This window comes from Devosia algicola, from assembly GCF_028816455.1.
Taxonomy (GTDB): domain Bacteria; phylum Pseudomonadota; class Alphaproteobacteria; order Rhizobiales; family Devosiaceae; genus Devosia; species Devosia algicola.
The window spans coordinates 1,195,241-1,212,684 of record NZ_CP118246.1; the positions used below are offsets into that span (position 1 = coordinate 1,195,241).

23 protein-coding genes, 1 tRNA gene and 4 pseudogenes are annotated in these 17,444 nt (G+C 56.3%); 17 read left to right on the forward strand and 11 right to left on the reverse strand.

Going from position 1 to position 17,444, the window contains the following annotated elements; all coding sequences use genetic code 11:
• The first annotated feature begins 16 nt into the window (after positions 1–16).
• On the forward strand, positions 17–463 hold the full coding sequence (hisI, locus tag PSQ19_RS06345; RefSeq protein WP_282220631.1) for a phosphoribosyl-AMP cyclohydrolase: 447 nt from the start codon (positions 17–19) through the stop codon (positions 461–463).
• On the opposite strand, the gene PSQ19_RS06350 is transcribed toward hisI, so the two are convergent.
• Positions 457–1,203: a rhomboid family intramembrane serine protease gene (locus PSQ19_RS06350; RefSeq protein ID WP_282220071.1), complete on the reverse strand. Its 747-nt coding sequence runs from the start codon at positions 1,201–1,203 to the stop codon at positions 457–459. The two genes, hisI and PSQ19_RS06350, sit on opposite strands and share 7 nt — an antisense overlap.
• Before the next feature lie 179 nt (positions 1,204–1,382).
• Here PSQ19_RS06350 and PSQ19_RS19740 point away from each other — a divergent pair.
• From PSQ19_RS19740 to PSQ19_RS06370, 5 genes and pseudogenes are all read left to right on the forward strand, one after another.
• Positions 1,383–1,457 (forward strand): annotated as a pseudogene (locus tag PSQ19_RS19740) (PAS domain-containing protein); the annotation flags it as partial.
• 34 nt (positions 1,458–1,491) lie between these two features.
• A complete protein-coding gene (locus PSQ19_RS06355; protein WP_282220072.1) occupies positions 1,492–2,037 on the forward strand; it encodes a PAS domain-containing protein in 546 nt (181 codons plus the stop codon).
• A gap of 129 nt (positions 2,038–2,166) precedes the next feature.
• Positions 2,167–2,799 carry a PilZ domain-containing protein gene (locus tag PSQ19_RS06360; RefSeq protein WP_282220073.1) on the forward strand — a complete coding sequence of 211 codons (633 nt, stop codon included), beginning with the start codon at positions 2,167–2,169 and terminating at the stop codon, positions 2,797–2,799.
• 71 nt (positions 2,800–2,870) lie between these two features.
• On the forward strand, positions 2,871–3,239 hold the full coding sequence (locus PSQ19_RS06365; protein WP_282220074.1) for a VanZ family protein: 369 nt from the start codon (positions 2,871–2,873) through the stop codon (positions 3,237–3,239).
• 105 nt (positions 3,240–3,344) lie between these two features.
• Positions 3,345–3,971: a transglutaminase-like cysteine peptidase gene (locus PSQ19_RS06370; protein WP_282220075.1), complete on the forward strand. Its 627-nt coding sequence runs from the start codon at positions 3,345–3,347 to the stop codon at positions 3,969–3,971.
• A gap of 92 nt (positions 3,972–4,063) precedes the next feature.
• On the opposite strand, the gene PSQ19_RS06375 is transcribed toward PSQ19_RS06370, so the two are convergent.
• Positions 4,064–4,384 (reverse strand): DUF6949 family protein, encoded by a 321-nt coding sequence (locus PSQ19_RS06375; protein ID WP_282220076.1) that lies wholly within the window; start codon positions 4,382–4,384, stop codon positions 4,064–4,066.
• Between the two features lie 116 nt (positions 4,385–4,500).
• Here PSQ19_RS06375 and PSQ19_RS06380 point away from each other — a divergent pair, with 116 nt between their 5' ends.
• On the forward strand, positions 4,501–5,172 hold the full coding sequence (locus PSQ19_RS06380) for a hypothetical protein (RefSeq protein ID WP_282220077.1): 672 nt from the start codon (positions 4,501–4,503) through the stop codon (positions 5,170–5,172).
• A 24-nt stretch (positions 5,173–5,196) separates the two neighbouring features.
• On the opposite strand, the gene PSQ19_RS06385 is transcribed toward PSQ19_RS06380, so the two are convergent.
• The 3 genes and pseudogenes from PSQ19_RS06385 to PSQ19_RS06395 form a co-directional block, all read right to left on the reverse strand.
• Positions 5,197–5,415 (reverse strand): DUF3126 family protein, encoded by a 219-nt coding sequence (locus PSQ19_RS06385; protein WP_282220078.1) that lies wholly within the window; start codon positions 5,413–5,415, stop codon positions 5,197–5,199.
• A gap of 186 nt (positions 5,416–5,601) precedes the next feature.
• Positions 5,602–6,445, reverse strand: a pseudogene (gene cysE / locus PSQ19_RS06390) (serine O-acetyltransferase).
• A gap of 79 nt (positions 6,446–6,524) precedes the next feature.
• A complete protein-coding gene (locus tag PSQ19_RS06395; protein WP_282220079.1) occupies positions 6,525–7,295 on the reverse strand; it encodes an alpha/beta fold hydrolase in 771 nt (256 codons plus the stop codon).
• A gap of 142 nt (positions 7,296–7,437) precedes the next feature.
• On the opposite strand from PSQ19_RS06395, the gene PSQ19_RS06400 reads away from it, so the two are divergent.
• From PSQ19_RS06400 to PSQ19_RS06425, 6 genes are all read left to right on the forward strand, one after another.
• Positions 7,438–7,683 carry a zinc-finger domain-containing protein gene (locus tag PSQ19_RS06400; RefSeq protein ID WP_282220080.1) on the forward strand — a complete coding sequence of 82 codons (246 nt, stop codon included), beginning with the start codon at positions 7,438–7,440 and terminating at the stop codon, positions 7,681–7,683.
• An 83-nt stretch (positions 7,684–7,766) separates the two neighbouring features.
• Complete coding sequence (locus PSQ19_RS19745; protein WP_407649094.1) at positions 7,767–8,222, forward strand: FAD-dependent monooxygenase; 456 nt, start codon at positions 7,767–7,769, stop codon at positions 8,220–8,222.
• Complete coding sequence (locus tag PSQ19_RS06410; protein ID WP_282220082.1) at positions 8,116–8,892, forward strand: FAD-dependent monooxygenase; 777 nt, start codon at positions 8,116–8,118, stop codon at positions 8,890–8,892. Before PSQ19_RS19745 ends, PSQ19_RS06410 begins: the two co-directional genes overlap by 107 nt.
• A 94-nt stretch (positions 8,893–8,986) precedes the next feature.
• Entirely contained in the window at positions 8,987–9,235 is a 249-nt protein-coding gene (locus tag PSQ19_RS06415) for a hypothetical protein (RefSeq protein ID WP_282220083.1), read from the forward strand.
• On the forward strand, positions 9,226–10,323 hold the full coding sequence (locus PSQ19_RS06420; RefSeq protein WP_328517742.1) for an MFS transporter: 1,098 nt from the start codon (positions 9,226–9,228) through the stop codon (positions 10,321–10,323). Before PSQ19_RS06415 ends, PSQ19_RS06420 begins: the two co-directional genes overlap by 10 nt.
• A complete protein-coding gene (locus tag PSQ19_RS06425) occupies positions 10,301–10,783 on the forward strand; it encodes a GNAT family N-acetyltransferase (protein ID WP_282220084.1) in 483 nt (160 codons plus the stop codon). The genes PSQ19_RS06420 and PSQ19_RS06425 overlap by 23 nt, the downstream gene beginning before the upstream one ends.
• Before the next feature lie 57 nt (positions 10,784–10,840).
• Here the strand turns inward: PSQ19_RS06425 and gndA are convergent.
• Positions 10,841–12,260: pseudogene (gene gndA / locus PSQ19_RS06430) on the reverse strand (NADP-dependent phosphogluconate dehydrogenase).
• 150 nt (positions 12,261–12,410) lie between these two features.
• Between gndA and PSQ19_RS06435 the strand changes: the two are divergent.
• From PSQ19_RS06435 to PSQ19_RS06445, 3 genes and pseudogenes are all read left to right on the forward strand, one after another.
• Positions 12,411–13,227 (forward strand): annotated as a pseudogene (locus tag PSQ19_RS06435) (SDR family oxidoreductase).
• Positions 13,196–13,765, forward strand: coding sequence for a gluconokinase (locus PSQ19_RS06440; RefSeq protein WP_282220085.1), 570 nt, complete (start codon positions 13,196–13,198; stop codon positions 13,763–13,765). The pseudogene PSQ19_RS06435 and the gene PSQ19_RS06440 overlap by 32 nt, the downstream one beginning before the upstream one ends.
• A 108-nt stretch (positions 13,766–13,873) precedes the next feature.
• Complete coding sequence (locus tag PSQ19_RS06445; RefSeq protein ID WP_282220086.1) at positions 13,874–14,137, forward strand: hypothetical protein; 264 nt, start codon at positions 13,874–13,876, stop codon at positions 14,135–14,137.
• A gap of 39 nt (positions 14,138–14,176) precedes the next feature.
• On the opposite strand, the gene PSQ19_RS06450 is transcribed toward PSQ19_RS06445, so the two are convergent.
• Positions 14,177–15,169, reverse strand: coding sequence for a hypothetical protein (locus PSQ19_RS06450; RefSeq protein WP_282220087.1), 993 nt, complete (start codon positions 15,167–15,169; stop codon positions 14,177–14,179).
• 114 nt (positions 15,170–15,283) lie between these two features.
• On the opposite strand from PSQ19_RS06450, the gene PSQ19_RS06455 reads away from it, so the two are divergent.
• Entirely contained in the window at positions 15,284–15,955 is a 672-nt protein-coding gene (locus tag PSQ19_RS06455) for a pseudouridine synthase (RefSeq protein WP_282220633.1), read from the forward strand.
• A gap of 6 nt (positions 15,956–15,961) precedes the next feature.
• On the opposite strand, the gene PSQ19_RS06460 is transcribed toward PSQ19_RS06455, so the two are convergent.
• From PSQ19_RS06460 to gpt, 4 genes are all read right to left on the reverse strand, one after another.
• Positions 15,962–16,246, reverse strand: coding sequence for an ASCH domain-containing protein (locus PSQ19_RS06460; protein ID WP_282220088.1), 285 nt, complete (start codon positions 16,244–16,246; stop codon positions 15,962–15,964).
• 2 nt (positions 16,247–16,248) lie between these two features.
• Positions 16,249–16,626, reverse strand: a complete 378-nt coding sequence (locus tag PSQ19_RS06465; protein WP_282220089.1) for a RidA family protein — start codon at positions 16,624–16,626, stop codon at positions 16,249–16,251.
• A 15-nt stretch (positions 16,627–16,641) separates the two neighbouring features.
• A tRNA-Leu gene (locus tag PSQ19_RS06470) sits at positions 16,642–16,727 on the reverse strand.
• Positions 16,728–16,872: 145 nt separating this feature from the next.
• The gene (gpt, locus tag PSQ19_RS06475; RefSeq protein ID WP_282220090.1) at positions 16,873–17,370 is read right to left on the reverse strand and encodes a xanthine phosphoribosyltransferase; all 498 of its coding nucleotides are present in this window, start codon (positions 17,368–17,370) and stop codon (positions 16,873–16,875) included.
• Between the last annotated feature and the right edge of the window lie 74 nt (positions 17,371–17,444).

A 17,444-nucleotide genomic window follows, 5' to 3' on the forward strand; every position in this document is an offset into this window, starting at 1 on the left:
GTTTAAAACCCGCGCCATGACACTGACATTTGCTGACCCATCCGCCCTCACCCACGACGAACTGGAAGAAGGCACAGCCTTCGCGCCGCGCTTTGACGCCAGCGGTCTGGTTACCGCCGTGGCCATCGAAACAGGGTCGAACCAACTATTGATGCTGGCGCATATGAATGCCGAGGCCTTGTCATTGACGCTCGAAACCGGCTTTGCTCACTATTGGTCACGCTCCCGCGGCAAGATCTGGAAAAAAGGCGAAAGCTCGGGTGAATTGCAACGTCTGGTCGAAATCCGTGTCGACTGTGATCAGGATGCCGTCGTCATCGAGGTCGAGCAGACCGGTCGTGGCGCCGCCTGCCATACCGGCCGCAAATCCTGCTTTTACCGTTGCGTCGTCGTGGCTGACGACAAGCCAAGTCTGGTGGATATCGGCCTGCCAAAACTATTCGATCCCAAAAAAGTTTACTGACGCGCAATTGCGGCACGCTCAAACAGCCCGACCAGTACGAATCCCGCTATAAAACCGCCCAGATGTGCCTGCCAGGCGATTTGGACCACCTCGCCCGTAAACAGGGGATATAGCGGCACTGCGGCGTTGAGGATGAGCCAGAATAGCGAAAATGTTCGCGCCCGTGGTTCGCGCATCACCTCGGACAAGGAGGCCAATTTGCGTCCCAATACGATTCGCTCGCCGGTTTCGGGATGCTGCGTCACGATCACGGGCTGGAACATGAACCGAACACCTGCCCCGGTCAGACCGGCAATACCGCCGGATGCGCCCACCAGATACGCACCACTATTCCAGTCTGTAACCGCAAAGAACGCTGCGCCCGCCGCTGACGTTAAAAAGAAAATCACCAGCATCGGTATTGCACCATACCGTCTGGCCACCGGCGTTCCAAAAATTGCCAACCAGGCCATATTGAAGATTAAATGTTCCCAACCCGCGTGCAAAAGTGCATGGGTAAACGGTGTCCAGATCAGCGGCAGTGCCAGGTCCAATTGCTGGGTCGACGCGGCAATCCGCGCGGGTAAAAACGCAAACCAGTAAATCAGTTGCAGCTGCCCGTTCTGGTTAAGCACTAAGGTTGCCGCAATATGAATCGCGGTGATCAGCCCGATCAGTGCCGTTACGATGCCGGGCAATAAGAATATCGGCTGGCGTTCCGATTCGCCCACATTTCCGCCGTCTTGGCCGTTTTCACTCATTGAATTGCTCCGACTCGGCGGCTGTACGCCCTATTCACATTGTTTTCCACATTAGGGCCGCCGCGTTAACCTTAACCATTGTTTAAGGGCGCTTTTGCCCCCCGATTTTGACATTGTTGGAGCCGCGGCGGATTGGTCCAAATACGGACCTGTCCAGCAAATCCGGCAGGTTGAGAAGTATGAAAAAAACGAGCACGAAAACCCTATACAATTACTGGAACGGTATTCGCGGCTCACGCAGTGCACCAGACCGGAAGGATATTGATCCGACCCGGATTCGCGAGGCTCTTGCAAATACCTTCATTCTCGAGACTCGATGGCGACGATCGTTTCAATTTTCGCCTTGCCGGCTCGCACTTGTGCACCGCCTATTCCCGCGAACTCAAGGGTCGCTCCTTCTCCGCTCTGTGGCATGATCGCGACCGTGAAGCCATGGCCACTTTGATCCGCGCCGTCACCGAGGATCATGCTGTCGCGCTGGTTACCTTCCAGGGCACCACCGCGATCAATACCAAAGCCAGCTTTGAAACCATACTCATGCCGCTGCGTCACAATGGCTCCACCCAGACCCGCCTGCTCGGTGCCATGACTGCGCTCGAAGACCCCTACTGGCTAGGCGTCCAACCCATACTCGAACAGCGCATCACCGGATTGCGGCTGATCTGGCCAGATGATGCCGCCCTTGAAGACATGCCGCGAACCGTTGCCGCAAATCATGCCAATGAAATCGGGTTTGCCGACACAATGCCCGCCGGCGGAATACCCGCGACGGTCTTTGGCCGGTCGGCCCGCCGCTATGCTCATCTTGCTGTAATTGACGGTGGACGTCAGTAATACTACGCGAGAACAGGGAGTGATTTTTTTATCCAATCTGGCCCTAAGTGAACGGGCCCGTCTTACCATGTGTTAACCAAAACCGGTTAAGGTACTTGTCACGATACAAGTCTCCGTAAGGGTTGGCGCATGCTCAGTGACGAGGTTCCCTCTCCGCAATATGTTGCGCCACGGCGCACGCGCGCTGATTCTGCCAAGTATCAACGGGTAAAAGTGTCCATTCTTGGCCGCTACATGCTTGCTGATCGCCGTGAGTTTCCCTGTCAGGTGCTTGAAATGTCGCCGGGTGACGCCGTTGTTATCGCGCCGGCCGCTGGCCTTGAAGGCGAAAAGGTAATCGTCTACCTCGACCATCTCGGTCGCGTTGAAGGCATGATCCAATCCACCATCGACGGTGGGTTTGTCATGAGCATCGCCGCCTCCTCACGCAAGCGCGACAAACTCGCCGCACAACTTACCTGGTTGGCGAACCGCGATATTCTCAACCTGCCCGAAGACCGGCGCCATGAGCGCGTCGTGCCTGACAATCGTCATTCCACCGTCGTGCTCGATGATGGCCGTCGCTACAATTGCAAGATTATAGACATCTCCCTGTCTGGCGCCGCCATTGAACTGGCCGTTCGCCCGGCGATGGGGACGCCGGTTACCCTGGGGCGGATGCGCGCACGGGTCATCCGACATTTTCAGGATGGCGTCGGCGTCGAATTCTCTTCGACACAGGCAATCATGACCGTGGTTCAGCAAAACCTCCGGATCAACTGACACTGCCCAACCGACGCTGCAAGTTTGCGGTCGCCTAATTGGCTCAGGCTCAGTTACACAGCATCATGCGTGTGTCACTTGTCAGACTGTTACCTTGGGTTGTCCTGCTCGCCGTTGCGATAGCAACTCTTTCCCCCATTCAACTGCGTCCGCATAGCGCCGCACCACCACAGGTGGAGCGCCTGTTAGCGTTTGCGCTTCTCGGCGTTAGCTTCGCGCTAGCATATCGTCGCCAATTGTTACTGATTTTGGCCGGGTTGTGGACCATAGCCTATCTGCTTGAGGTCGCCCAAAACTGGACACCGGACCGCCATTGGGGCGTCGCCGATCTCGCTGCCAAAATGGCGGGCGCAGCAACAGGCGTTGCCATTGCGTGGGCCATAACAAAACTCGCCTCTATCATCCGACCATCGCCCAAAACCCCTGATTTTCTTGGTTAATCAGCGCTGAACGACATCGATAAAACTTGCCTAAAAACTATGCGGTAGTTTTCCGATCGTCGAAATCTGCCCCCTCTAACGTGGTCTCCATCAGGGAGATCACCAATGTTCAATCCAACAAAAATAGCAGTGCCAATCATCGGCGTCCTGCTTGGCGTCTTCGCAACCACCCTACCCGCCGCCGCGCTCGACACCTCCAATGTCGCCTTTGTTCAAACGGCCACGCACACAACCAGCATTCCGATCGGTGCAGCCGAGTTTTGTCACTCGCACCCAAGCGAATGCCAGCCCAATGCCACTGTTGTCGCCGCAGAAACACTAACCGAAGCGCGCTGGAACCAGTTGCTGAACATTAACGCGCACTACAACGACACTGTCGTTTCGGTAACCGATCAGGATCTTTACCGGGTCGCCGAATTCTGGACCTACCCGAATGGCTATGGCGATTGCGAGGATTTTGCGCTGGCCAAACGCCGCGACCTGATCAACGCCGGTTGGCCCGCAAGCACATTGCTGATCGCTGTCGTACGACAGACCAACGGCGAAGGCCATGCCGTCTTGATGGTGCGCACCGATCGCGGCGATCTTGTTCTCGACAATCTCGACGGCACGATCAACGTCTGGAACAAAACGCCCTACAAATACATCAAGCGCCAGTCACAGGCGAACCCCGGTCAATGGGTCGATATGTTCGACAACCGACCGATTGTCGTCGCCGCCCTGGAAAAATAATCCGGTTCCGGACCCCGCCCGACTATCCCTGATAGGGGTCTGATGAATAAAGCCCACCCATAAATGGCGTGGGCTTTATTGTTTTTTTGCCCTCAGTAGCGGATGGCCACATAGGCGCCCATGAACAGAAGGCCGGTAATAAACGCCCAGCCAAACGCCACCATGGCGGCGATAAGCGCGGAGCCGACGGAGCCAGAACCATTGTCGTCCTGCATCCAGCCAAGCTGCAGCATAATGTACGGACCACACACAAAGCTGACGGCCAGATTGCCCATCGACCCCAAAAACGTCTCCCCGTCATAGCGCAGCAAAGCCTGCTGGCGCGACAACCACTGGTACAGATGCGTCCCGGCCCCCGCGATGCACAGTCCAACGCCCATGATGAAGGCTGCGAGTAGCAGTTCTCTGACCATATTTGTCATCTCCATCGCCAGGCAGTAGTTCCGGCGGTTTTATTAACCCTTCGTTAATCATAATAGGTGCCCTATCGGCTGTCATCACCTCCTCGCAATACTGGTTAACGCGCACCATGAGCACCCCGATTGCCCGCCGGTTCGAGCCCGGCACCAACATTGGCTACAACATGGCGGGCATCGCTGTGCTGGTGGTGCTCTGTGCGCTCGGTGCAGTCTATTTACTCGATGCAATCGTCAATGCCGACAGGACGCCCCTGCCGCACCCCGACGATACCAATGCTGTCTCCTTGTCGCTTGGTGACAAGGATCTGATGATCCCAAAGTCCTGGTTTCGCTATGAGGGGCCTGTACGGGCTGAATTTTCAAGTCAGGTCGACCTGCGCATAAATCTGATGTCGGCAGAAACGAAAGCGCCCGTGCCGGTGGATGTTACGCTAGTGCCACGCAGCCGCGTTCGCCCCAGCAGTGCACTGCTGGACGGCGTGTATTTGCACCAGTTTGAAAACACGACCCAGCCCGGCGTGCCGGGTCTGGTCGGCAAACCGCTAAAACGCATCGGCGGCTATGATAGTGAAACGGTTTGGTACGACCCGCTATCACCGGCACCGTTCGTTGCCAAATGCCAGGCGCCACTCGCGACAAGCATGCAGGGACACTGCCTGCGTTCTGTCTATCTGCCCAGCGGCATTGCGGCCATCTATAGCTTCGACACCAGTCTGTTGACGTCGTGGCGCAGTTTTGATGAGCAAATGGACCAATGGCTGGGACGAATAGGCGCCCTTTAGCACCAATACAATATTGTCAGCGTCCTACTCGATGTCATCGAGATCGATGTCGAGTATCGACATGTTGAATATGTAGGACCTGTCGCCGTCCTCGTCGTCCACATGGATCAGTCCGATCGATTCCTCACCGATAAATACCTCAACAGAATCGTTGAGTTTCGGACGCGGTCGAACATCGATGGAATTATTGCTGAATTTTTGCTGCAAGAATTTTTGCAGCTTGATGATCTCGGGATGGTTCACTTGGCGATCCTGCGGTGGATTGAATTCGGCGCGACTGTAAGCCCTCAAATTGCCTGAGCAACCCTGTACCAAACTATTTATCGGTGAAAACGGTAATCTTTGACCCGCTACCAAGCGAGTACTGATTTATCGATATCGTTAAAACCGCTGATTTTACCGATATTTATGCCGTTTGCTTGATTCGCTTTATGCGCTCGCGTCAGAACCTGCCAAATCATAGGCCAACACCATTTGGTCCATGACAAGCGCCGGTTGCGAACAACCCGCAGGCTCCTATCACCTTGGCGGGCACACCCGCCACCGTAACGCGCGGCGGTACGGGTTTGAGGACGACCGATCCCGCCCCCACGCGCGAGCACTCCCCGATCACAATGTTGCCGAGCACCTTTGCACCGGCACCAATCAGAACACCATTGCCGATCTTCGGGTGACGATCCTGGTCGGCTTTGCCGGTCCCGCCCAGCGTTACACCCTGCAGCAAGGAAACATTGTCGCCAACAATTGCGGTTTCCCCGATCACCAGCCCGGTGCCATGATCAAGCATGATGCCATGGCCAATACGTACCGCCGGGTTGATATCGACCTGAAAGACCTGACTGGCGCGGCTTTGAATGTAAAGTGCCAGGTCACGCCGCCCGTCCTTGAGCATCGCATGCGCAAATCGGTGCGACTGAATCGCCTGATAGCCCTTGAAATATAGCAACGGCTCAATGGCACGATGACAGGCTGGATCGCGCTCCAGCGTTGCGGCCAGATCGACTCGCGCGTCGGTGCCGATTTCGGTATGATCCGACAAGGTTTCAGCAAACGCCTGCCGGATCAGGTCAGCCGACACATCGTCATGGTCCAACCGCGCCGCCAACCGATGCGCCAAAGCGGCCTCAAAACTTTCGTGATTGAGTATTGCGGACACAACGAGGTTACCCAACGAGGATTCCTCGGCCAATATTGCCTGCGCATTCCCGCGCACCGCGTCCCAAACAGGATCAACGGCCTTCAGGCCGCTTGGCTTCTTGGCGCTGACACTCATTGCGCAATCTCCGTGTATCGTGATTTACCGATATAAGGCATTTTCGCACTCAAGACAAAGCCCGGATCAAAACTATCGATCACAAATCCGCATCATCGCGCAAATGTCGCCCAATGAATTCAAGCGCCGCTGCCTTGAATTTCGGATCGCCCGTCGCCCGCATGTGATCGCGGCGCGGGATCACCAGCGCCTCCCCTTTGGGAAGCAATGTCGCAAGGGCGTCTGGTGGACCGGCCATTTCGTCGTCGGCGCCGACTGCAACCAGCACCGGTCGGTCAATTCGGCGCACGTCTGCTCGCGCCATCGGCGATCTCGATGTCTCCATACAGGCGGCCAGCGCCTGCCGGTCAGATTTGGTATGGTCGGCAAAAATGCGGAACTGGCGCGCCGTTGGATTGGTCAGCCCGTCAAGGCTGGGCGCCAGCAGGCCCGCGATAATGTCACCGCCGTCGCTCAACCCATTGACCAAATTCATGCCCATGCCGCCAAAGATTGCACAGCTCACGCGTTCCGGATCAGCAAATGCGGCAAATGCAGCGATCCGCGCACCCATTGAATACCCAAGCAGAACCGCTGAATCATGTTCGAGATGGTCCAAAAGGTTGACCGCATCGCGCGCCATCGCTTGCGGCGTATAGAGTTCGGGATCATGTGGCTTGTCTGATTGCCCATGCCCGCGATTGTCGAGCACAACCGCCTGATAGCCTGCGTCGGTCAGGTGTTGCACCCATCCGGTATCGATCCAGTTCACCTTGCCGCTCGAGGCAAATCCGTGGATGCACAGTACCGGACGCCCGTGCCCGACAACCTCATAGGACAGCGTTAATTGCTCGGACGTAAAACTGGGCACCTTGCACTCCTGCGAAACCGGTAATCTGGTCTGCGTCTTTTAGCGCGTCCAAATCTGGTTTGACGACCCTTCAAACCCTTTCATTCCGAACTCGGTTTGGATAAGGTCGCGCCAAATCACCCTATCTGCGCAGGTCTTTTTGATGGCACACGGCACAACTCCGCATTTTCACAATACCGAAGGCCTGACGCGCATCGAGGTAGGTTCCAAAGAATTCCAGTGCGTTGGCGCCCTGCCCCCATTTGATCATCCACACGTCTATCTCGATATGGGCAAGGACAGCGAAATCGTTTGCCCCTATTGCTCGACGCTCTTTGTCTTCAGCGGTGACTTGCCCGAAGGTACATCCAATCCACTGTCGGCGGTTTTTCAAGCTGACGCTGCATAATCCAGACCAATAGGCGGCTAACCATTCGCCGGACATTTTACATTGCCGGCGCGGGCATCGCTGGACTGACGTTGGCGTTGGCGTTGGCCAAATTTGGCGCCAGCGTTGTAATATTGGAACGCAACAGCGCGATTGCCGAATTTGGCGCAGGCTTGCAGATCAGTCCCAATGCCCGCCACATCCTCAACCAACTCGGACTCGACCGGGCAATCGCCGCCAACAGCTTCGCGCCAACCGGCATTGACGTCTATTCCAGTCCACACCGGTCGCCCGTTGTTACGCTCGAACTCGGCGCTGTCATTGCTCAGCGATATGGCGCGCCCTACGTTGTAATGCATCGCGCCGACCTGGTTGAGGCGCTGTACAAAACCTGCCGACGGTTTGCCAACATAGACATAATATTCGACGCCCACCGATGGGAAGCAAATGCAAATGGCGCCGAGCCTTACCATCGGCGTGCAAACCCGAAGCCAGCGCCGCTCCGGCACCGCATTTGCCCTGATTGGCGCGGATGGCGTTCATTCCAGCACCCGCACTAACCTGCTCGCGGGGCCACCCGCGATTTATACCGGTCGCACTGCATGGCGGGCACTGGTACCAATTCCCGCCCTGCGATCTTATCTGGATAGCGAGCACACCTCGGTGCTCCTTGGACCGGACTTTCATCTGGTGGCCTATCCCCTGCATCACCGCGGCCAGTTCAATCTGGCACTTTTTGTCGACACCCCCATCGCGGATGTTCAGTCGCGTCGCGCACCAACGCTATCGGGCAAGAGTGAACCGAGCGCTCGCCTATCGGGGATAATGACGGCCGTAGCCAAACAGTGGGGAGCGTGGCCGCTCTACACCGTCGAGGCACCCAGCTGGTTTAATGGCAATATCGGCCTTGTTGGCGATGCTGCCCACGCCATGGAGCCTTTCCAGGCGCAGGGCGCCGCCATGGCCGTCGAAGATGCTGCGGTGCTCGCCCCCCTGCTCGTTGGCGAACCGGACGCTGCGTCTGCATTTTCCAAATATCAGGCGACCCGACAGCCGCGCGTGCAGCGCGTCATGCGAACGTCACACTCCAATGGGCAGATTTTTCACATGCATTGGCCATGGACGATTGGCCGTGATCAGGTGATGCGGATTCAAGGCCCTCGCGGGCATTTTCGACGACTGGACTGGCTCTATGCGCATGCAGCTGCGACAATGGTGCAAGAGAAGTGACAGCACCGCTCCTCACAGTTCCTCATTGTGCCTTGCCTTGACCACCTTGCCTGTGTCAACTGCGTGACAAATCTAGGAAATTAGTGAAGCCAGTATGCCATCAGCAATGCGATCTCGACTGACTCTGGCCTGTATTCTGGTCACGATTCTGCTCGATATGATTGGCGTCGGCATTATCGTTCCGGTGCTACCCGAATTGCTGGAACAACTCACCGGTGGCACCGTCGCCGACGCCGCCGTCATCGGTGGTTATCTGGTTTTTGCATATGCGTTCATGCAGTTCGTTTTTTCCCCGTACTCGGTAATTTATCCGACCGGTTTGGCCGCCGACCTGTGCTGCTAGCCTCCCTGCTCGGGTTAACTTTTGACTATTTGATGATGAGCATCGCGCCCTATGTCTGGTACCTGTTCGTTGGTCGCATTATCGCTGGTATCGCAGGCGCCGCTGTAGCCACAGCGACTGCCTACATGGCCGATATCACCCCGCCGCACAAGCGCACGCACCGTTTCGGATTAATCGGGGCAGCCTTTGGTTTAGGTTTCATCATTGGCCCTGTAATCGGTGGTGAGTTGGGCTCGATTGGCCCGCGCGTGCCGTTTTATGCCGCCGCAGCGCTTGCCTTCACCAATTTCATCTTTGGGCTATTGGTGTTGCCTGAAAGCCTGCCTCGCCATTCCCGCCGCAAGTTCGATATTCGGCGGGCCAATCCATTTGGTGCCTTGGTATCGCTGCGCCAATATCCAGTGGTGTTGTGGCTGTTGGCGATATTGTTCATGTTTTCGCTTGCGGCCCAGTCGCTGCCTTCGGTGTTCAGCTATTTTACCGTCGAGGTATTTTACTTCACCTCTAGTCAGATCGGCCGGTCGCTGGGCGCCTTCGGCATAGGATTTGCGATTTGCCAGGGCTTTTTGGTCGGGCCATTCGTCAAGCGACTCGGCGAAACGCCGGTGGTTATCATCGGATTGCTTGCCGCGATAACCGCGTTTGCCGGTGTCGCCTTTACCAGTGATGTCTATTATCTCTATCTCTACATAATGGTTGGCGCGATCAGTGGCCTGGCAGCACCCGCGATCAATGGCGTCCTCTCACGCCAGGTGCCGGACAACGCGCAAGGCGAACTGCAGGGCGCAGTCAATGCGGCCAACTCCCTGGCCACCATTATTGGCCCGCTCGCCGCAACCCAGATATTCTCCTACTTCACGCACGATCGCCAAGCGATGGACTATTTTCCCGGTGCGCCGTTTTTAGCGGCAAGCATTGCGGTCGCCTTGGCGCTGGTCGTGTTTATTATCGCGGCGTTCCGGTTCGGCCTGACCCGTCGCCCCAGCGTTGCAGACAAGCCCAAAGTACCGGAGATGGCGCCACCGGGACAAATTTTGGTGCCAAGAGAAGAAGACGAAGATTCCAATGCAGATCCGACCGGCTACTGAGGCCGACCACGCCTCTATTTTGTCGATCGTAGCGCCGGTACTTGCCGCCGGCACCACCTACGCGCTACCCACCAACCTCACAAATAGCCAGGTGCTGGATTTCTGGCTCGCCCCCACCCATACCGTTTACGTTGCCGAGGAATCCGGCGAAATTCTTGGCACCTATTATCTGATGGCAAACCAGCAGGGCAATGGCAGCCACGTTGCCAATTGCGGCTACATCACTGCATCCAACGCTCAGGGAAAAGGCGTCGCCCGCCAGATGTGCCAGCACTCACAGTTGCAAGCGGTTGAACGCGGTTTTCTGGCCATGCAGTTCAACCATGTGGTGTCATCTAACCAGCGTGCTATCGCGCTATGGCAAAGACTCGGCTTCGATATCGTTGGCACACTGCCAGGTGCCTTTTGTCATCCCGACCTTGGCTATGTCGATAGCGTTGTAATGTTCAAAACGTTTTAGCCATTGCCAAAAAAGGTGACCCCGCCGAAGCGGGGTCATCTCGATCAATATGTCGGCTCACTTGCCTAATGTGCTGGGCCAGTCGCCATGCAAATCCTTGCCACGACCATCGATTTCAAAGCCGTGTGCGCCAAAGAAATCTCGCTGACCTTGAATGAGATTGGCCGTTCCTTGCGCCTGACGATAGCTGTCAAAATAGGAGAGTGCCGCCGAAAGGCAGATCAGCGGAAATTCGCCAACAGCACCCGCCGCCACTACCTTGCGCAAGGCACCATGGTTTTCTTTCATCAGCGCGACAAAATCAGGAACAACCAGCAAATTGGCATTGTCGCCCTTGGCATAGGCATCGGCCATTTGGTCAAGGAAGCGCGAGCGGATAATGCAGCCTGCCCGCCAGATCTTGGCAATCGTTGACAATGGCAGCTTCCAGCCGTTCTCGTCCGAGGCCTTGGCGATGACGGCAAATCCCTGCGCGTAGCTGACAATCTTGCCGGCAAGCAAAGCGTGCTCGAGATCCGAAAGACTTACATCAGCCTTGCCAGCCGCCCGCTTGCCATAAATTTCTTCGGCAGCAATACGTTCGTCCTTGCGCGACGAAATCGACCGTGCCGCGACTGCGCCTTCGATTGCCGTTGCGGGAACGCCCATCTGCTGAGCCTGCAATTACCGACCAGACGCCCGTCCCCTTTTGGCCTGCCTTGTCCAGAATCAACTCAACCAGCGGCTTGCCGGTAGGCTCATCAATCGCCGCCAGAACATGGCCAGTGATTTCGATCAGGTAGGAGTTAAGCGGGCCCTCGTTCCACTTTTTGAAGACATCCGCGCACGCCTGCGGGGTCATACCCAAGCCGTCGCGCATCACGCCATAGACTTCGGCGATCATCTGCATGTCGCCATATTCAATGCCGTTATGGATGGTTTTGACGAAATGGCCAGCACCACCCTCGCCGAGATAGGCGCAACAGCTCTCGCCGTTGAACTTCGCCGCAATCGCGGTAAGCACATCCTCCGCATTGTGCCATTGCTCCTTGGAGCCACCAACCATGATTGATGGACCATGTCGCGCGCCTTCCTCACCGCCCGAAACCCCGGCCCCGAGATAGCCGATACCTTTTGGCTTGAGATAATCGAAACGCCGCTGCGTATCGGTGAACAGCGAGTTCCCGCATTCGATAATGGCGTCACCCTTCTCGAGCAGCGGTAGCAACTGCTCAATCATGTCATCAACCGGCGCGCCCGCCTTGACCATGATGATGATGGAGCGTGGCCGCGAAACCGCCTGTACGAATTCCGCCAGATCGGCCTTGGGAATGATCTTGCTGTCCAGCCCCTGCGCCTTTGCCGTGGAAACAAACTCATCAATTCTGGCAGGCGTGCGATTGTTAACCGCGACTGTATAGCCCTTTTCGGCGATGTTCAGCGCCAGATTGGATCCCATAACCGCAAGGCCAATAAGCCCGATATCCGCCGTTGTCATGCCAAAGTCCTTCCGAGATCACGCAATATGTCACCGTCCGGTTACATCCGGCGGAGCGAGCCGAACATGACCACAATCCGCGCCGGGACGGAAGTGGCGAGGTCGCTTTTTTACCATTCGAGAGCCTGATTTTCCGGCCTATCTTGCTCCATGGCCCTGATCAGGCTTAGGCTCGCGACAAATTTGGAGGATCAGTTGCAATCCCTTTCTCGCTTTAGCCTTGAAGGCAAACGCGCCTTGGTCACCGGCTCAAGTCGCGGCCTTGGCCTGGCCATTGCCGCCGCGTTGGCCAGCGCCGGTGCAAGGCTGGTTCTCAATGGCCGCGATACCGCCGCACTGGGCAACGCCACTGCCGACCTGATCGCGCAAAACGCCAATGCCACTGCCTTGGCGTTCGATGTTACCAATCGCGACAGCGTCAACGACGCAATTGCTCACTGTGAAAAGGAACTCGGGCCGATCGATATTCTGGTCAATAATGCCGGCATGCAGTTCCGCAGCCTCGCTCGAATCATTTCCACCGGAAAAATTCGACCAGTTGATGACCACGAACGTCACCTCTGTTTTTAACGTATCTCAGGCCGTAGCGCCTCACATGATAGCGCGTGGCAGCGGCAAGATCATCAATATCTGCTCACTTATGTCAGGTGTATCCCGCCCCTCGATTGCCCCCTACGCTACCAGCAAGGCGGCGGTTGCCAATCTGACCCGCGGCATGGCCGTTGACTGGGCCGCTCATGGCCTCAATATCAACGGCATCGCGCCCGGCTATTTCAGGACAGAACTCAACCAGGCGTTGGTCGATGACCAAAAATTCAACGCCTGGATCGAAACCCGAACCCCCATGAAACGTTGGGGAAATGTTGAAGAACTCGGCGGCGCTGCAATCTTTCTCGCCTCTGATGCCGCCAAATTTGTGAACGGACACATCCTCTATGTCGACGGTGCCTTCTCCGCAACAGTCTAACCTCGCCCCGGCCCGCATCATCATTGCCATGGGGGTCAGCTCGTCCGGCAAATCAACAGCTGGTCAATCGATTGCTCGACGGCTGCATGTACCGTTCCTTGATGGCGACGATTATCACCCAGACTCCAACGTCGAAAAAATGCGCGCGGGCACGCCGCTCACCGATGAGGATCGTTGGCCTTGGCTCGAAAATCTGGCAAAGGCGCTTAGTGAGGCCGCCGACAAAAAAGGGGCCGCGGTGGGCGCCTGTTCGGCTCTAAAACGCGCCTATCGCGATTATCTTATCGAAAAAGCTGAGGAACCCATCACCTTTGTCTATCTCGATGGCTCGCATGATTTGATCGCCGAACGCATGGCGCAGCGCCATCACGAATATATGCCCGAAAGCCTGCTCGACTCCCAGTTCGAAACGTTGGAAGTTCCTGATTCCGCTACAGAAAATGTTATTTCAGTACCGATCAGCGACAGCATCGAAAAAATAACCGATACCGTTGTGAAGGCCCTAAGCCACCTCAAATCCTTCAAACGCTGGCAATGAAGAGGTTACTCTACCGTTAACACCGAATCATTTTTGTAGTGATTTTGTTTGTCAACTATGATTTCAATACCTTCCACAGATATTAATCAGTGGTAGGAAACGGTTGAAATGACCTTTGAAATCACCAGTTGTGTGCTGCAGTCTGTGCAGCCTCATCCGATTATCTCCGGCCGGATTACCGGCGTTGTTCGCGTCGCCATCGTTGAAGAATTCATGGGCAATACCAGCGCCTATAATCTGGATCTCAAGGTGCGCACCGATGTCGCCAACAATGATTCCGACACAACAGTCCGTTCAGCGTTGCTGGCCAATGCGGCCCACCACCTCAACCGTATCAAGGCGCGCCGTCACGCATTGACAGCGGCCGAGTAGCGGGAGCTAAGGACCGCCCCAAACGGAGCGGTCCCCAACTTAGACTGCAGGATCGGTAGTACCCGCTGGCGCGGATCGCCCACCCTGACCAACCCAACTTGCCGCCTTGTCCTTCAGCTTCCCAAACTTCTTGGACGCCGTATCCAGCCGCGCATCCCATTCGGGATCAGGCTCCTGACCTTCGATGGTCTTGAAATAGACATCCATCATGCATGCGATGGCGAACGGTTCGATCAGTGCCGCCTTGACCGCCCAGGCAAAGATTATCGCAAAGACCAGCCCACCAGCCGACCAGGCACCCGGAATGAACCAGACCAGCGCGGCGGCCGGCGCCAACATCAACAAAAATACAAGGAACGCCAGACCATAGGTGATAATGGTCAACCACGCGGCATTTTTAAGCATCACCTTGTAATTCTGCCCGTAAAGCACCAGCGCCGTGCGCGCCGATCCCCATGGGTTGGTAGATGCTGTGCGGATCGCATAGCCAAGAATAACCTCGTCCACCAAACCCACGGCAATTTTTAGAAACGCTCGAATCAGGCCAACAAATTGTTGTAGACCGGGTATGGGCATAAAAGATGCAATGCCTTGCACCAATCCGGTAATCGCAGCCAGAACGCCCTTGACCAATTGGTCTATGCCAAACAGCACGCTGGTTTCGGCGAACCGTTCCTTGACCACCGCACTAGCGTGCTCAATTTGCGACCGTCCGTTGGGGATGGGGCGCCCGTCGATCAACTCGACTAGTACCGCGATATGACCAGCCTTGACGATATATAGAATATATTCGCGCAGGAAATACAGCACACCGGCTGTGATCCCAAAGCCCAGCGCACCGCCCCAGAAGGTGGCGCTCAGGCGAAAATCCTCATCGCCAAATCCGCCCAACCCCCAGCCCAGACCAGCGCCAACGCCTGTTACCAGCACATAGGCAACCGCTATCCCGAAATAGACCGCCATTCGAAAAATGATGAAGGGCAGGGTTTTGCCCATCATACCCAATGCACGTCCAATAGAAAAATCCCACATGCTGTGTCCCCCAGCGTTAGATCAGGAATGTTCGCGCGAGACTTGGTCTCCCGCAATGAGGTTTGCGCTGATGCGCCAACTATTTTTGTGACCAAAGACCTGCTAACAGGCGTCATGTCCGATCCGTTGCCCACAATGCTTGACTACAACCCGCCACTTGAACCCTATCTGAACGTGGTTCATGTCGATGATCATATCCTTGTTCTCGACAAGCCCAGCGGCCTGCTTAGCGTTTCGGGGCGCCATCCATCCTTGTGGGATTGCCTCGAATATCGCGCCCGCAAGCAATATCCCACCGCCGGAATGGTCCACCGTCTGGACAAGGATACGTCGGGCGTCATTGTGATGGCACTAAACAAACGCGCCCATGCGGGCATCGGCATTCAATTCGAAAAACGATTGACAACCAAGCGATATATTGCCCGCGTGTGGGGAGACATGGAGGCGGACAATGGTCTGGTCGACTTGCCGCTTGCCACTGATTGGCAATACAAGCCCCGCCAGCGTGTTGACCATGAAGGGGGCAGGCCGTCCCGGACAGAATGGACTGTGATCGATCGTGAAGGCGGCGTGACGCGCGTCCAGTTGCATCCACTGACCGGGCGAACCCATCAACTAAGGGTTCACATGAAGGCAATCGGCCATGTGATTCTGGGGGATGCGTTTTACGCGCAGGGCGACCCCCTCACCGCCGCCGATCGCTTGCAACTTCACGCCGAACAAATCGGCATCGATCATCCGATCACCGGTGAACCCTGCAACTTCGTTGTGCCCTGCCCGTTCTGAAATCGGCTAGACGTCGCCCAGAAATGCAACCTCTATGCGGTGAAAATGTTCGCCAGCCTTCATGGTCTCGAGCCAGCGATGAAACGCCTCGGCATCGGCAAATCCAGCACGCCGCGCGTCCCGGTCGTTCACATCATGGGGGCTCATTTCGTCCATCGACCTGATCGCCAATATTCCGATCTTGGTCTTGAGCGTACCGCCCGCCTTGACGCTCGGCCGGCTCCAGCGCCGAAACACCAGATCGACCTTGCCCGCCTTGATCTGCTCAAGCAGTTCGCGTTTCAGCAACATCTCTATTGCACCATCGCGGTAGCCAGCATCTCGACACGCAGTCCCTTGGCCAGCAATTCCTTGACGACCACCGTTGCCCGCACCGGATAAGGCTCGCGGAAATATTCAGCGTAGACCGCGTTCATGCCCTTGGCGTCAGCGCTATCAGTCAAAAACACCTGTACCTGCACCAGATCCGCCAGTGTTCCACCGGCGGCCCGGATTGCAATGGCAAGATTTTCAATGGTCCGGCGAGTCTGCACCTCGATATCGCCAGCAACGATATCGCCCGTTTCAGGATTCTCGGCTATCGCCACAAGCCAAACCTGCTTGCCAGCCTTTATCGCATCGCTGACGGGCGCCGACGACGGCGCTATGCCGGTTTCAACTTTTTCAATCATCGACTCGACCTTTTCTGGTGCGGGCGGCGGGACTCGAACCCGCACGAGGATACCCTCTCAGGATTTTAAGTCCTGTGTGTCTACCATTCCACCACGCCCGCAAAAGCGTGTCGCCCACCCATGAATTTGGTGTGGACACTGAAGACTGTCGCTGTTTTGCATATTTGAACCGATGGCGCGATTTTAGAGCACTTGAAGCGCCGAATATCTCGCTAGATGGCCAAACAGGCTATGACAGCGAATTCGTCAGTCCGTTCCTCCTGAGATCGGGGCCGCATACGCCACATCGAGATCCCATGGAAAGAAAATCCAGGTATCCTGACTGACCTCGGTAATAAATGTATCGACCAGTTCGCGCCCCATCGGTTTGGCGTATACCGTCGCAAAATGAGCACCGGGCAACATGTCGCGCACAGCACGCGCCGTCGCGCCAGTGTCCACCAGATCGTCCACAATCAGCACCTTGCCACCGTTCTGAGCGATATCCAGAATTTGCTGCGATATTGGCTTGAGCACTTTGACCGTGCCCTGATTTTGATGGTCATAGGATTTGACCGAAACACTTTCCACCACCCGGATATTGAGTTCGCGCGCCACAATAGTTGCCGGCACCAGTCCCCCGCGCGCAATGGCGACAACGGCGTCAAAGGTGCCCATGCCGGTCAATCGCCAGGCCAGCGCCCGGCTATCGCGATGAAATTGATCCCAGGAAACGGGAAATGACTTCTGGTTAGGATTGTTCAACTATCAACTCCGGTAGCGGTTTGTGCGCGGGTTGTAGGCCAGCATGCCGCCCCATAGCAAACCTGAGCCTGCGC

What these genes read in the sequence shown, in the direction of transcription:
- PSQ19_RS06415 (WP_282220083.1), top strand. Translation starts at nt 8,987, where the DNA reads ATGCCATCAGCAATGCGATCTCGACTGACTCTGGCCTGTATTCTGGTC.
- PSQ19_RS06350 (WP_282220071.1), bottom strand. Translation starts at nt 1,203, where the DNA reads ATGAGTGAAAACGGCCAAGACGGCGGAAATGTGGGCGAATCGGAACGC.
- PSQ19_RS06360 (WP_282220073.1), top strand. Translation starts at nt 2,167, where the DNA reads ATGCTCAGTGACGAGGTTCCCTCTCCGCAATATGTTGCGCCACGGCGC.
- PSQ19_RS06440 (WP_282220085.1), top strand. Translation starts at nt 13,196, where the DNA reads ATGTCGACGGTGCCTTCTCCGCAACAGTCTAACCTCGCCCCGGCCCGC.
- PSQ19_RS06450 (WP_282220087.1), bottom strand. Translation starts at nt 15,169, where the DNA reads ATGTGGGATTTTTCTATTGGACGTGCATTGGGTATGATGGGCAAAACC.
- PSQ19_RS06460 (WP_282220088.1), bottom strand. Translation starts at nt 16,246, where the DNA reads ATGTTGCTGAAACGCGAACTGCTTGAGCAGATCAAGGCGGGCAAGGTC.
- PSQ19_RS06410 (WP_282220082.1), top strand. Translation starts at nt 8,116, where the DNA reads ATGGCGCCGAGCCTTACCATCGGCGTGCAAACCCGAAGCCAGCGCCGC.
- PSQ19_RS06465 (WP_282220089.1), bottom strand. Translation starts at nt 16,626, where the DNA reads ATGATTGAAAAAGTTGAAACCGGCATAGCGCCGTCGTCGGCGCCCGTC.
- hisI (WP_282220631.1), top strand. Translation starts at nt 17, where the DNA reads ATGACACTGACATTTGCTGACCCATCCGCCCTCACCCACGACGAACTG.
- PSQ19_RS06455 (WP_282220633.1), top strand. Translation starts at nt 15,284, where the DNA reads ATGTCCGATCCGTTGCCCACAATGCTTGACTACAACCCGCCACTTGAA.
- PSQ19_RS06370 (WP_282220075.1), top strand. Translation starts at nt 3,345, where the DNA reads ATGTTCAATCCAACAAAAATAGCAGTGCCAATCATCGGCGTCCTGCTT.
- PSQ19_RS06380 (WP_282220077.1), top strand. Translation starts at nt 4,501, where the DNA reads ATGAGCACCCCGATTGCCCGCCGGTTCGAGCCCGGCACCAACATTGGC.
- PSQ19_RS06445 (WP_282220086.1), top strand. Translation starts at nt 13,874, where the DNA reads ATGACCTTTGAAATCACCAGTTGTGTGCTGCAGTCTGTGCAGCCTCAT.
- PSQ19_RS06425 (WP_282220084.1), top strand. Translation starts at nt 10,301, where the DNA reads ATGCAGATCCGACCGGCTACTGAGGCCGACCACGCCTCTATTTTGTCG.
- PSQ19_RS06375 (WP_282220076.1), bottom strand. Translation starts at nt 4,384, where the DNA reads ATGGTCAGAGAACTGCTACTCGCAGCCTTCATCATGGGCGTTGGACTG.
- PSQ19_RS06400 (WP_282220080.1), top strand. Translation starts at nt 7,438, where the DNA reads ATGGCACACGGCACAACTCCGCATTTTCACAATACCGAAGGCCTGACG.